At 75.6% G+C, this 13,437-nt stretch carries 11 protein-coding genes; 4 read left to right on the top strand and 7 right to left on the bottom strand.

The features are described 5' to 3' along the window. The first annotated feature begins 86 nt into the window (after nt 1-86). A complete protein-coding gene (locus AB0442_RS02895; protein ID WP_366160196.1) occupies nt 87-962 on the top strand; it encodes an alpha/beta fold hydrolase in 876 nt (291 codons plus the stop codon). Between the two features lie 18 nt (nt 963-980). Here AB0442_RS02895 and AB0442_RS02890 read toward each other — a convergent pair whose 3' ends face one another. After that, nucleotides 981-1,613: a response regulator transcription factor gene (locus AB0442_RS02890; protein ID WP_363540754.1), complete on the bottom strand. Its 633-nt coding sequence runs from the start codon at nt 1,611-1,613 to the stop codon at nt 981-983. A gap of 14 nt (nt 1,614-1,627) precedes the next feature. Continuing rightward, nucleotides 1,628-2,968: a sensor domain-containing protein gene (locus tag AB0442_RS02885; protein ID WP_366160195.1), complete on the bottom strand. Its 1,341-nt coding sequence runs from the start codon at nt 2,966-2,968 to the stop codon at nt 1,628-1,630. A 211-nt stretch (nt 2,969-3,179) separates the two neighbouring features. On the opposite strand from AB0442_RS02885, the gene AB0442_RS02880 reads away from it, so the two are divergent. Further along, nucleotides 3,180-5,108, top strand: a complete 1,929-nt coding sequence (locus AB0442_RS02880) for an ABC transporter permease (RefSeq protein ID WP_366160194.1) — start codon at nt 3,180-3,182, stop codon at nt 5,106-5,108. Between the two features lie 13 nt (nt 5,109-5,121). On the opposite strand, the gene AB0442_RS02875 is transcribed toward AB0442_RS02880, so the two are convergent. Beyond that, on the bottom strand, nt 5,122-5,715 hold the full coding sequence (locus tag AB0442_RS02875) for a dihydrofolate reductase family protein (protein ID WP_366160193.1): 594 nt from the start codon (nt 5,713-5,715) through the stop codon (nt 5,122-5,124). 70 nt (nt 5,716-5,785) lie between these two features. Between AB0442_RS02875 and AB0442_RS02870 the strand changes: the two genes are divergently transcribed. Beyond that, complete coding sequence (locus tag AB0442_RS02870) at nt 5,786-6,364, top strand: TetR family transcriptional regulator (protein ID WP_366160192.1); 579 nt, start codon at nt 5,786-5,788, stop codon at nt 6,362-6,364. A gap of 227 nt (nt 6,365-6,591) precedes the next feature. Here the strand turns inward: AB0442_RS02870 and AB0442_RS02865 are convergent, their stop codons facing one another. The 4 genes from AB0442_RS02865 to tdh form a co-directional block, all read right to left on the bottom strand. Beyond that, a complete protein-coding gene (locus tag AB0442_RS02865) occupies nt 6,592-7,509 on the bottom strand; it encodes a LysR family transcriptional regulator (RefSeq protein WP_366160191.1) in 918 nt (305 codons plus the stop codon). An 83-nt stretch (nt 7,510-7,592) separates the two neighbouring features. Next, nucleotides 7,593-9,590 carry a phosphatase PAP2 family protein gene (locus tag AB0442_RS02860; protein WP_366160190.1) on the bottom strand — a complete coding sequence of 666 codons (1,998 nt, stop codon included), beginning with the start codon at nt 9,588-9,590 and terminating at the stop codon, nt 7,593-7,595. A 323-nt stretch (nt 9,591-9,913) separates the two neighbouring features. After that, nucleotides 9,914-11,107: a glycine C-acetyltransferase gene (locus tag AB0442_RS02855; protein ID WP_344625869.1), complete on the bottom strand. Its 1,194-nt coding sequence runs from the start codon at nt 11,105-11,107 to the stop codon at nt 9,914-9,916. Nucleotides 11,108-11,235: 128 nt separating this feature from the next. After that, nucleotides 11,236-12,264, bottom strand: a complete 1,029-nt coding sequence (gene tdh / locus AB0442_RS02850; protein WP_344625870.1) for an L-threonine 3-dehydrogenase — start codon at nt 12,262-12,264, stop codon at nt 11,236-11,238. A 278-nt stretch (nt 12,265-12,542) separates the two neighbouring features. Here tdh and AB0442_RS02845 point away from each other — a divergent pair, with 278 nt between their 5' ends. Further along, nucleotides 12,543-13,310, top strand: coding sequence for a tyrosine-protein phosphatase (locus AB0442_RS02845; protein ID WP_366160189.1), 768 nt, complete (start codon nt 12,543-12,545; stop codon nt 13,308-13,310). Nucleotides 13,311-13,437: the final 127 nt, after the last annotated feature.

The raw sequence follows: 13,437 nt of genomic DNA, 5'->3' as shown, positions 1-13,437 counted from the left end.
TACCGGAGATCGAGCCCGACGGGCCGTCAGATTCCGGTGCTGCCGTGGCGCGGGCACCGTGGAGGGACACGGGAGGAGGCGCGGCGATGGTCGAGCGGACGGTCGGCGGGGACGGCGTGGAGCTGTGCACCGAGTCCTTCGGCGACCGGGCGGATCCGCCCGTCCTGCTCGTCATGGGCATCGGCGCCTCGATGCTCTGGTGGGAGGAGGGCTTCTGCCGGCTGCTCGCCGGAGGCCGCCGCTTCGTGATCCGCTACGACCACCGCGACACAGGCCGCTCGACCACCTACCCGCCGGGCCGCCCCGGCTACACCGGTGCGGACCTGGTCGCCGACGCCGCCCGGGTGCTCGACGGCTACGGCATCCCGGCCGCCCATGTCGTGGGCGTCTCGGCCGGCGGAGCGCTCGCGCAGCTGCTCGCGCTCGACGACCCCGGCCGCGTCCTCTCCCTCGTCCTGATCAGCACCTCCTCCGCCGTGCCCGGCGACCGGGCGCTGCCCGCGCCGGCCGAGGAGCTCATGGCCTTCCTCGCGGCCCCGGGCCCCGACCCCTCGGACGCCGACGCAGTGGTCCGCCACCTGGTCGCGTACGCCCGCCTGCTCGCCGGGGGGCGGCGTCCGTTCGACGAGGCCGCCGTCCGGGACCTGGCCCGCCACGAGGTCGGGCGGGCCCGCGACATCGCCGCCGCCCGCAACCACGACGCGCTGCCGGAGGGCGGCCCCACCCGGGCGCCGCTCTCCTCGATCGCCGTGCCCGTCCTGGTGGTCCACGGGACGGCCGACCCGATGTTCCCGCTCCCGCACGGCGAGGACCTCGCGGAGCGGATCCCCGGTGCGCGGCTCCTGCCCCTGCCGGACGCCGGCCACGGGCTGGACCGGGCCGACTGGCCGACGGTCGTCCGGGCCGTCCTCGACCGCACCGCCGCCGGGGAGGACCCTGCCGGGGAGGGCCCGGCCGGGTGAACGCCACCGGCCCGCCGCTCAGGCCCGGAGGAACTCCAGCACCGCCAGGACCCGCCGGTGGGTCTCCTCCGCCGGGGGCAGGTCCAGCTTCATCAGGATGTTGCCGATGTGCTTGCCCACGGCCGCCTCGGACACCACCAGCTCGCGGCAGATCGCCGCGTTGGACCTGCCCTCGGCCATCAGCGCCAGCACCTCGCGCTCGCGCGGCGTCAGCCGGTCCAGCGGGTCGCGCCGGCGCCGCAGCAGCTGGCGCACCACCTCCGGGTCCACCACGGTGCCGCCGGCCGCCACCGTGCCGACCGCCGCCACGAACTCCTCGACCTGCCCGATCCGGTCCTTCAGCAGGTACCCGACGCCGGAACCGTCCCCCGAGTCCAGCAGCTCGGCGGCGTACGAGCGCTGCACGTACTGGCTGAGCACCAGCACCGGCAGGCCGGGGCGCCGGGCGCGCAGCGCGACGGCGGCCCGCAGGCCCTCGTCGGTCTGCCCGGGCGGCATCCGCACGTCGGTGATGACGACGTCCGGCACGTGCTCGTCGACGGCGGCGCTCAGCGCCCCGGCGTCCCCCACCGCGGCGACCACCTGGTGGCCGAAGCGCTCCAACAGGCCGATCAGGCCCTCGCGCAGCAGTACGCCGTCCTCGGCGAGCACCACCCGCAGCGGCCTCACGGGCGGTCCGGGGTGTGCGTGAGGTCCGAGGTGCGTGTGAGGTCCTCGGCGCGCGGGCCGATCGGGGTGCACGGGATCTCCACGCGCAGCAGGGTCGGGCCTCCGGGCGGGCTGCTCACCGTCAGGGTGCCGTCGACCACGGAGACCCGGTCGGCCAGGCCGGTGAGACCGGTGCCGCCCGCCGGATCGGCGCCGCCGCGTCCGTCGTCCGACACCTCGACGGTCAACAGACCGTCGGCGTACCGCCCGTCGACGCGGGCGGAACGGGCACCGCTGTGCTTGGTGACGTTCGCCAGTGCCTCGGTGACCGCGAACCAGCCGGCCGACTCGACCGCGGCCGGCAGCCGACCGGGCAGCGCGAAGGTGACGTCCACCGGCACCGGCGACCGGTCGGCGGCGTCCGCGCAGGCGTCCGGCAGACCCCGGTCGGTCAGCACCTGCGGATGGATGCCGTTGATCAACTCCCTGAGCTCGGCCAGCACGTCCCCCGCCTCCCGGTGCGCCTGCGCCAGCCGGTCGGCGAGCGGGCTGCCGGGCGGCGCGTCCAGCCTGGCGAGTCCGAGCGTCATCGCCAGGGCGACCAGGCGCTGTTGGGCACCGTCGTGCAGGTCCCGCTCGATCCGGCGCCGTTCCGCCTCGAAGGCGTCCACCAACCGGGCCCGCGAGCGGACCAGTTCGCCGATCCGCGCCTCCTGGCCGCCCGGCGCCAGTACCGCCCGCACGAGCGCGGCCCGCCCCGCCGCCACCGCGGTCAGCGGATAGGCGAGCAGTGCCGCCGCCAGCACCCCGGCGACACCCAACGCCGCCGCCACGTACGGGGAGTGGACCTGCCAGAGCTTGAGGACGTTCACCTGCTCGCCGTCGAGCAGCAGCAGTGGAAGCGCCGCCAGCAGGTAGCCGGGCACCGCGATGGCGCAGCCCGCGACGGTCAGGTCGATCGGCCACAGCACGAAGGCGGCGAGCGCCGCGAAACCCAGCTCCCGCCAGGTCGCCCGCTCCCGGTAGCGCAGCCGCAGCCAGGCCGGGAGACCCGGGCGGGCCGGCACCTGGTGCGGTCCGGGCACCGGCGTGCCGTCCAGCAGCCGCACCAGCCGCCGTTCCCACGCCGCGAACGGCACCCCGACCAGACCCAGGCCCAGCAGCAGGGGCAGCCCGACCAGCAGGACGGCGAGCGCACCGGCGACCGTCCCCGCCAGCAGCAGCCCCGCACAGAGCAGCAGCCCGGCCGTCCCGGAGGCCAGCAGGTAGCCGGCGGCCCGCCAGGGCAGCCCGCCGCGCAGGAATCCGGGCCGGGCCAACGCCTGCCACGGCGCACCGCCGTACCCGTCCGTGCCCATCCCGCCGCCCCTCCGCCCGCCCGGTTCCGCCCCACCCCAGGGCTTGTCCGACGATTCCCGCCGCGCGCGCGACGCGAATCGTCGGACAGACCCTAGGCGGCAGACAAACCCTAGACGACCCCGGCGGCCCGCGCGGTAGGGCTGGCCCTACCCCGGAAGGTGGGCCCCGGCCTGCTGATCCGGCCCGGCGGCCGGCGGTTGGCTGGAGGGCATGAGGATGATGCGGATCGCGCTGAGGTCGCTGAGGGTGCGTTGGGTGTCGCTGCTGGGTGCGTTCACGGCTCTGGCCCTCGGAGTGGCGATGACGGCGGTGATGCTGCTCGGCCTGGCCACCGCGGTGTCCTGGCCCGGGGGCGGCGGCGAGGCGATGGTGTCGCTGGTCGCCGCGCTCGGCACCGCCGGCGGGGTGAGCGCCTTCGTCTCGGCGTTCGTCGTCGCCTCGACCTTCGCCTATACCGTGGCCCGGCGCCGTCGCGAGCTCGGACTGCTGCGGCTGGCCGGCGCCACCCGCGCCCAGGTGAGGCGCGCGGTACTGGCCGAGGCGCTGGTGGTCGGCGCCGTCGCCTCAGCCGCCGGGTGCGTGCTCGGACGGCTCGGCGCGCCCGCGGCGGTGCGGTGGCTGACGAAGGTCGGGATGGCCCCGCCCGGGTTCACCGTCGACCAGCGGACCTGGCCCCTGGCCGCCGCGTTCCTGACCGGCCTGCTGGTCGCCCTCGGCGGCGTCCTCGTCGCCGCCCGCCGCGCCGGGCGCCTCGGCCCGCTGGACGCCCTGCGCAGCGCCGACCTCGACACCGGCGTGATGACCACCGGGCGCTGGATATGGGGCCTCGGGCTGCTGGCGGCCGCGGCCGGGCTGATCGGCTCGGCCCTGCTCACGGACCCCGTCGACCTGCTGCACCGCAAGACGTACACCGTCCGGCCGATGGTGCTCGTCTCGGCCTGCGGGCTGCTCGCGCCCGTGCTCACCCGGCCGCTGCTGCGCCTGCTCGGCCGGCTGCCGGCCCGGCTGTCCCGCTGGTCGGGTCGGCTGATGCGGGAGAACGCCGCCGCCGCGGTGCGCCGCACCGGGGCGATCGCCGCGCCGGTGCTGGTGTCGGTCGCCCTGACCGGCTCGCTGGCCGGCGCCGTGGACACCGTGAGCGCCTCCCGGACGGCCGAGGCCCGGGCGCGGACCGGCGCCGACTTCGTCCTCACCCCCGGTGCGGACACCTCCGGTACGGACACCCCCGGTACGGGCCGCCCGGGGCTGGTGGAGGCTCTGCGGGCACTCCCCGGGGCGGTCGTCTCCCCCACCGGACCGACCCGGCTCGCACTGGTCGAGCCGGACGGCAACGCGGTGCGCTCGGAGGCGCGGACGGCCGATCCCGCCGCACTGGCCGGAGTGGCCCGGCTGCCGGTGGTCGCCGGATCGGTCGCCGCGCTCACCGACGACGGCATCATGCTGCCGCTGGAGTGGGGCCACCGGGCCGTCGGCGACCCGGTGCCGGTCGTCCTCGCGGACGGCCGCCGGGCGACCCTGCGGGTCGCCGCCGTCCTGCGGGACGGACTCGGCGACAACGGCCTGTACGTGACCGCCGCCAACGCTCCCGGATCCCGGACGGACCGCATCGACGTCCGGTCCGCCCCCGGGTCGGACCGGGTCTCGCTGGAGGCGGGACTGCGCGCCACGGCCGCCCGCTTCGGCGCCTGGGTCGACACCCGCGAACGGTGGCTGTCCGCCACCGCCCCCGCCAACGGCCGGACCGCCCGGCTGAGGATCGTGCTGGTCCTCGGCCTCGCACTGACGTACACCGGCATCGCCCTCGTCAACATCCTCGCGATGGCGACCGCCGACCGCCGCCGGGAACTCGCCCTGCTGCGCCTCACCGGCGCCACCCGGACGCAGGTGGTCGGGCTGGTGACCGGCGAGTCGCTGCTCGTGGTGGCGGTGGGCGCCCTGCTGGGCTGCGCGGTCGCCGCCGTCCAACTCGGTGCCATGAACGCCGCCCTGGCCCTGCTCGGCAGTCCCCCGCCCCTGGTGCTTCCCTGGCGGCCGGTCGCCGCGGTGACCGTCTCCTGCCTCCTGCTGACCGCTCCCGGCGCGGCCCTGGCCGCCCTCCGCACCCTCCGCCCCCGCCCGGTGGACGCGGCCCGGGGGTAGGCACGGAGAGGTCCTAGCGGCGGACGAGGCGGGTGAGGGTGACGCCGTTGGGGAAGGCGGTGCGTTCGGCGACGTCGAAGACGGTCGGGTCGAAGGTGCCGTCGAAGGCCGGGATGCCGGCGCCGGCGACCACCGGGTAGTTCTTGATCAGCAGTTCGTCGACCTCGCCGAGCAGGGCTCCGGCGAGCCTGCCTCCGCCGCAGAGCCAGATGTCGAGGCTGCCGTTCTCCTCCTTCTTGAGGTCCCGGACGAGGGCGACCGGGTCCCCGGGGACGACGGTGACGGCCGGGTCGGTGTCGGGGGCGAGAGTGCTGGACACCACGTACTGGCGCAGGTGGGCGTAGGGGCTGGTGATGCCCGCGTCGAGGGCGGGGCGGTAGGCGCCGAGGCCCATGAGGACGGTGTCGAAGCGCCGGTTGGGCGCGTCGGCCAGCCCGAGGGAGGCTCGCGCGACGGTCGGGACGGTCTCGGGGTAGAGCGTGTTGGTCCAGGCGGTGTAGGCCGCGGCCTGCTCCTCGTCCCCCTGGGGGAAGAAGTGGTACTCGCCACCGGGGCCTGCGATGCGGCCGTCGAGGGTGACGGCAACGTAGTACACGAGCTTTCGCACTCTGATGACTCCACATGTAGTACTCTGATTGAAGTGGTTTCAACATAGTACTACGACTGGAGTGGTGTCAATGGTGAGACGGAACGACCAGCGGCGGGCCGCCCTCGTCGACGGCGCGATCGAGGTCCTGGCGAGGGACGGCGCACGGGGCCTGACCTTCCGGGCCGTCGACGCGGAGGCCGCCGTACCCGCCGGCACCGCCTCCAACTACTTCGCCAACCGCGACGACCTGCTCACCCAGGCCGGGGCGCGCGTCTACGAGCGGCTCCAGCCCGACGAGGCCACCGTCACCCGCCACCGCACGGCCGAGCGCGACCGCGAGACCTACGCCGAGCTGATGCGCGAACTGGTGGCCCGCGTCTCGTCCTTCCGCACCGGCTACCTGGCGCTGCTGGAACTCCGGCTGGAGGCGACCCGCCGCCCCGAACTGCGCATGGTCCTCACCGAGCGCGTCCGCGCCGACCTCGACGCCAACGTCGCCTACCACCTGGCGTCCGGCCTGCCCGGCGACGCCACGGCCGTCAAACTGCTCTACCTCGCCCTGAACTGGCTGATCGTCGAACAGCTCACCCTGCCCGACGTGCTCACCCCACAGGAGCGCGACGAACTCGTCGCCGCCGCGGTGGACCGCATCGTCCCGCCCCGGTAGCGGCGCCCCGACCGCACCGCGGCCGGCCGCCCCGAACGGACTCCCCCCGAGAGGACGGACGCATGACGGAGCACCCGGAGGGGCCGGTGACGGCTTCCGCGGGACGCACCACCCCTACCTGACCGCGGACGGCGACCTGCGGTGGGACTGCGGCGAGGACCGCCCGTCCCTGAACGGTGAACCGCTCACCCCGGCCCCGGCGGGCCCCGGGGTGAGCCGTCCGCAGGTCACTGGTTGTCGAGGGTGCGGGCGGCGTCGGTGAGGGCGGTCAGGACGGGGGCGATCAGCGGGTGGTGCTCGGCGCCGGCGCGGACGGCTGCGAAGACCTTGCGGGTGGCGAGTTCGGTGTCCACCGGGCGGACGGCCACCGCTGAGAGGTCGGCGCCGGGCAGGGCCGAGCGCGGGACGAGGGCGACGCCGGCGCCCGCGGAGGCGAGGGCGACCACGGCCCGGAAGTCGTCCGAGGAGTGCACCAGCCGGGGCTGGAACCCGGCGTGTTCGCAGGCGAGCAGCACCACGTCGTGGCAGGGGTTGCCGGGGTAGGGGCCGATCCACGGCTCAGCGGCCAGGTCGGCGACCGGGACGGGACCCTCGCGGGCGGCCAGCGGGTGGCCGAGCGGCAGGACGGCGCGGAACGGCTCGGCGTACAGCGGCACCCGGGTCAGTCGCTGGTCGTCGGCGCGCGGGGCGCCGCGGTACTCGACGGCGACGGCGATGTCGGCCTGGCCGTCCAGCAGCATCGGCAGGCTGGCGTCGCCCTCGGCGTCGAGGACCTTCAGCCGGACGCCGGGGGCCATGGCGGCCAGTCCGGTGATCGCGGGGGCCAGCACGAGCGCGATGCCGGTGGCGAACGCGGCGACGGTGACCTCGCCGGCGACCCCGGCGCTGTAGGCGGCGAGGTCGGCCTCGGCGCGCTCCAGCTGGGCGAGCACCGCGTCCGCGTGGCCGAGCAGGATCTCGCCGGCCGCGGTGAGCCGTACACCCCGGCCGTCCCTGGCGAGCAGGTGGTGGCCGGTCTCCTGCTCGAGCGCGGCGAGCTGCTGCGAGACGGCGGAGGGGGTGAGGTACAGCGCGGCCGCGGCGGCCGTCACGGTGCGGTGGTCGGCCACGGCCCGCAGGGTCCGCAGCCGTCGTGCGTCGATCACGGCTCAATTCTGCCAGCGGCCCGGAGCCCGTCGTTCCGCGGCCCTGAACACCTCCCGCAACGGCCCGTGCCGGGCGAAGCGTCTCAGGGGTCCCGGCGGCGTTCGGCGGGTTCGGTGCTCGGGGCGGGCGACGGAGGGCCGGGTGCCGGGTGGCGGTCGACCGCGGAGCCGGTGCCGGGCGTCGGCGTCCCGTCGGTCCGGGGCCGGCCGGACCGGGCGCGGAGCCTGGCCGCCGGTGCGGCCGAGCGGTCGAACATCCGCCGGCCGGTGAGCACGTACTGGAACAGGCAGCCCGCGAGGACGACGGCCACCCCGCCGGCCGCGTCCAGCAGCCAGTGGTTGGCGGTGCCGACCACCACGAACAGGGTGATGAGCGGGTAGAGCACCGCGACGGCCCACACCCAGCGCCGCCGGGTCGCGGCGATCACCGCCGCCGCGCACCAGAACGCCCAGGCGCAGTGCAGCGAGGGCATCGCCGCGAACTGGTTGGTGAGGGCGGTGAGCGCGCCGAGCGGCGAGCCGTCCGGCCCGCCGTACGGGCTGTCGCGCAGGCCGAGGCCGGGGGTGAGCCGGGGCGGGGCGAGCGGGTAGCCCCAGAAGCCGAGCAGGGCGAGGCCGGTCGCGGTGAAGAGCACCGTGCGGCTGGTGCGGTACCGGCGGGGGTGGCGCAGGTAGAGCCAGCCGAGCACGGCCAGCGGCCCGATGAGGTGGAAGGTCTTGTAGTACTGCAGCGAGAGGTCGAGCATGCCGTGGGTGTGCAGCACCCAGCCGTTGATCGCCCGTTCGACGTCGAGGTGCAGGAACCTCTCCACCCCGTAGATGTCACGGGCGTTCTCGACGGCGGACTCGATCCGGTTCGGTGCGGCGTTGCGGATCTTGGTGTAGATGCCGTAGCCGACCTGGATGAACAGCAGTTCCATCAGCAGGTTGGGCCGGCTGACCGGGCGCAGCTTGGCGGGCAGCAGGGGCAGCCTGCGGCGGCCGAAGGGGCGGTGCGGGGTGGGTGCGGGGGTGCGGTGCAGCGTCCAGAGCGGGTCGGTGGTGCGGCGGAAGGGCAGCAGGGCGGCGGCTGCGGCGGCGGTCAGCGGGGCGGCGCCGCGCAGCAGGAAGGTGGTCACCGGTTCGATCTGCGGGTCGAGCATGCTGCTGGAGAGCAGGGCGACGGTGACGGCCACGACCGGCCACAGCGCCCGGTCCTCGGGTCTGCGGCCGAGGCGGCCGACCGCGGCGGCGAGCAGCCAGCCGAAGTCGGCGGGCCCGGTGAGCGGGGAGACCACCACGGCGGCGCAGCCGACCACGCCGGCGGCGAGCAGGTGCTGTCCGTCCGCGGCGAGGGCCGGGCCGCGGCGGAGCGCGAGGACGCTGACGGCGACGACGGCGGCCAGGCAGACGGCGGCGAGCAGCGGTCCGCGCAGGCCGAGGCGGAGCAGCAGGCCGTACGCCGACTGGTTGTCGGGGCCGACGGCGACCAGCGGGTCGATCAGTTGCCGCCAGCCGTTGGCGGTCTCGGCCGGCCGGGCGGCCCAGGCCGCGACGTTCAGGGCGAAGGCGAGGACGAGGGCGTTGAGGGCGTGCCGTCGGGACCCCCGGCGGACCAGCAGGACGGCGAAGAGGGCGAGCGCCGGTTCGAGGGCGATCGCCGTGCCGAGGGCGAGGCCGTCGGGCGGGCGGGTGCCCGGCAGGACCTCGGCGAGGGCGAGCGCGACGGCGGCGAGGCCGAGGACGGCGTCGACGGGCTGGCCGCGCAGGTCGGCGCTGAGCAGCAGGGCGCCGGCGGCGGTGCTGCCGGCCACGCCGGGGTGCGGCAGGCCGGGCGGCGGGTCGCGGGCGAGCAGCAGGCCGACGGCGACGACCGAGGCGAGTGCGGCGGCCAGCAGCACGGTCCGGGTGCCGATCGCGTACCAGCCGCCGAGGCCGGTGGCGGCGAGGTCGGCGACCGGGCCGGGGCGGCCGACGGGTTCGGCGAGGGTGTTCCAGGTGACCGGGGCGCAGACGGCGAGCACGGCGAGGACGGCGGCCGCGGCGATCAGGCGGGCGGCGGAGGGGACGCGGGGCCGGGGCAGCGCGGACACCGGTGGCATCCCTGCTCCTCTCGCCGCGTGCGCCGGCCGGCGGGTCCGGTACCGCGGGAGTGGCTGCGGTCCGGTGGCCGGTCCTCCCTTGCGACTGTCCAGCGGCGGCGCCCGCTACGCATCCCGTGGGGTGCCGCCCGGGTGCCACCGGGCCGTGCACGGAGGGCGGGGCGTTCGCGGAGGGCGGGGCGGCGGCACCGGGAAACGCCGCCGGCCCGGCTGGGGAAGGCCGGGCCGACGGCGGAGCGGGGCCGGGGTTGCCCCGCAGGGGCGCGGTGAGGGTAGGGCCGCGCCCCGCGGTGGTGGTCGGTTCGGGGCCGGGCCCCGCGGTGCTACTTGCCCATCGCCTCGCGGGCGTCGACGAAGGCGGCGACGGCGCGCTCGACGTCCTCGGTCGAGTGGGCGGCGGACAGCTGCACGCGGATGCGGGCCTGGCCGTGCGGCACGACCGGGTAGGAGAAGCCGATCACGTACACGCCGCGCTCCAGCAGCAGCTCGGCCAGGCGGCCGGCCTCGGCCGCGTCGCCGATCATGACCGGGGCGATGGCGTGCTCGCCGGGCAGGATCTCGAAGCCGGCCTCGGTCATCTTGGTGCGGAACAGGTGGGTGTTGGCGGCCAGGCGCTCGCGCAGGTCGCCGGACTGCTCCAGCAGGTCGAGCACGGTCAGCGAGGCCGCCGCGATCACCGGGGCGAGCGAGTTGGAGAACAGGTACGGGCGGGAGCGCTGGCGCAGCAGGGCGACGATCTCGCGGCGGGCGGCGACGTAGCCGCCGGAGGCGCCGCCGAGGGCCTTGCCGAGGGTGCCGGTGATGATGTCGACGCGGTCCATCACGCCGTGCAGCTCGGGGGTGCCGCGGCCGGTCGGGCCGACGAAGCCCACGGCGTGCGAGTCGTCGACCATGACCATCGCGTCGTAGCGGTCGGCGAGGTCGCAGATCTCCCGCAGCGGGGCGATGTAGCCGTCCATGGAGAACACGCCGTCGGTGACGATGAGGCGGCGGCGGGCGTCCTGGGTGGCCTTGAGCTGCTGCTCCAGGTCGGCGAGGTCGCGGTTGGCGTAGCGGTGCCGGCGGGCCTTGGAGAGGCGGATGCCGTCGATGATGGAGGCGTGGTTGAGGGCGTCCGAGATGACGGCGTCGCGCTCGTCCAGCAGGGTCTCGAAGACGCCGCCGTTGGCGTCGAAGCAGGAGGAGTAGAGGATCGTGTCCTCCTGGCCGAGGAAGTGCGAGAGGCGCTCCTCGAGCTGCTTGTGCACGTCCTGGGTGCCGCAGATGAAGCGGACGGAGGCCATGCCGTAGCCCCAGCGGTCCAGGGCGTCCTTGGCGGCGGCGACCACGGCGGGGTGGTCGGCGAGGCCGAGGTAGTTGTTGGCGCAGAAGTTCAGCACCTCGCCGGGGCGGCCGCCCGCGGTGACGGTGACGGCGGCGCTCTGCGGGCTGCCGATGACCCGCTCGGGCTTGAAGAGGCCGGCCTCGCGGATCTCGTCGAGGGTGGCGGCGAGGTCTTCGCGCACGTTGTCGAACACGGGTGGTGTCTCCCTGGATGGAGGTTCGCTGACGGGGTGCCGGGCGGTCGGGCGGTCGTGCGGTGCGGACCGCCCGGCACGGGGCGGTGCGGGTCGGTGCAGGGCCGGGCGGTGCGGGCGGTGCGCGCTCAGACGGTCCAGTCGAGGATGATCTTGCCGCAGTTGCCGCTCGCGGCCTCGTCGAAGGCCTCGGCGAAGTCCGTGGCGGCGTACCGGCCGGTGATCACCGGGGTGAGGTCCAGGCCGCCCTCCAGCAGGACGGACATCGCGTACCAGGTCTCGAACATCTCGCGGCCGTAGATGCCCTTGATGGTGATCATCGAGGTGACGATCGACGCCCAGTCCACCGGGAACTCGTCGGCGGGCAGGCCCAGCATGGCGATCTTGCCGCCGTGCGTCATGTTGGCGATCATCGAGCGCATCGCCTCGGGGCGGCCGGACATCTCCAGGCCGACGTCGAAGCCCTCGCGCAGGCCCAGCTGCTGCTGGCCCTCCTCGATGCTGTGCTGCGAGACGTCCAGCGCCAGGGTGACGCCGACCTTGCGGGCGAGGTCGAGGCGGTACGGCGAGACGTCGGTGATCATCACGTTGCGGGCGCCGGCGTGCCGGGCGACCGCGGCGGCCATGATGCCGATCGGGCCGGCGCCGGTGATCAGCACGTCCTCGCCGACCAGCGGGAAGGACAGCGCGGTGTGCACCGCGTTGCCGAACGGGTCGAAGATCGCCGCGACGTCCAGGTCCACCGGCACCCGGTGCACCCACACGTTGGACGCGGGCAGCGCCACGTACTCGGCGAACGCGCCGTCGCGGCCCACCCCCAGGCCCACCGTGTTGCGGCAGAGGTGGCGGCGGCCCGCCAGGCAGTTGCGGCACTTGCCGCAGACCAGGTGGCCCTCGCCGCTGACCAGGTCGCCCACCTCGATGTCGGCGACGGCCGCGCCGATCGCGGCGACCTCGCCGACGAACTCGTGACCGATGGTCAGCGGGGTCTTGATGGTCTGCTGCGCCCAGCCGTCCCAGGAGCGGATGTGCAGGTCGGTACCGCAGATGCCGGTGCGCAGCACCTTGATCAGCACGTCCGCGGGGCCGATCTCCGGCATGGGGACGTCCATCAGCCAGAGACCTGGCTCGGCCTGGTGCTTGACGAGTGCCTTCACGGCGAGCGCTCCTGAGGGAGGGTGGAACGGAAGCCCGGCGCTGCAACCCCTGCCGCGCCGGGCACGGTGAAATCTGCCGTGCCGGAGCAGGTCCGGTCCATCGAGGAATTCTTAAGGGCGGTCGTAGCTGGGCTGAACGATCGTCCCCGAGCACCGGCCGCCGGGCATCCCGACCACCCCCACGGCATGCCGAGCACCACCCGTCCGGGCTACCGCGGGTCGGTGCGGGACCCCGGGTATCGTCTGCCCGCGGAGCGGCGGCACGGGAGGGGCACGGCGTGGAGATCGCGGAGGAGACCGTCCTCGGCCCGGCGGCACCGACCGTCGAGGTCGCGGGGGTGCGGAACGTCCGGGACGCGGGCGGGGTCGGCGCGCTGCGGCGCGGCGTGCTGTACCGGTCGGGGGCGCTGCACGGGCTGCGGCCCGAGGGGGCGCGCCGGCTCGCCGAGCTGGGCGTGCGGACGGTCGTCGACCTGCGGAGCGTCCCCGAGGTGGCGGAGCTGCCGGACGACTGCCGCGGCCTCACCGTCGACCACCGGCGCCTGCCGGTCTTCACCGAGCGGCGGTGGCCGGCCGAGCAGGCCGAGCTGTACCCCGCCATGGCGGAGCACGCGGGACCGGCCGCGGCCGCGCTCGTCCGACGGCTGGCCGAACCCGGGGCGCTGCCCGTCCTCGTCCACTGCGCCTCCGGCAAGGACCGCACCGGGGTGGTCGTCGCCGTCCTGCAGACCCTGCTGGGCGCCTCCGCGGCGGAGACCACCGCCGACTTCCTGCTGTCCAACGCCGCCCTGGGCCTGTCGGCGGCGACGGCCGGACCGGGCCACAACTCCCGTCCGGTCGCCGCCGTCCACCTGGACCGGGCGATGCAGTGGATCCGCAGCCGGCACGGCTCGGTCACCGACTACCTGCTGGCCCACGGCGCCCGGGAGGCCGACCTGTCCGCGGCACGTGCCGCACTCGGCGGCCGGGAAGTCGTCTTCAAGGGTGCCCGGGTGGTCGATCCAGGTGCCCCCACGCGCCCTTGTGTGGCATCCGTACGCCTCTGAAGACCCGTCCCAGGTCCTCCAGGACCGCGGCCTGGTCGGCGTCGTGGGCGGTGTGCAGGCGGTGCGCGACGGCGCTCACGGTGCGCCCGGCCAGTACGGCGGCGAGTGCCCGTTCGGTGTGCCGGGC

The sequence above is a fragment of the Kitasatospora sp. NPDC085895 genome, from assembly GCF_040702125.1.
In the GTDB taxonomy this organism is placed as follows: domain Bacteria; phylum Actinomycetota; class Actinomycetes; order Streptomycetales; family Streptomycetaceae; genus Kitasatospora; species Kitasatospora arboriphila.
Note: the sequence above shows the minus strand (reverse complement) of the source record. Positions and strands in the feature narration are given on the sequence as shown.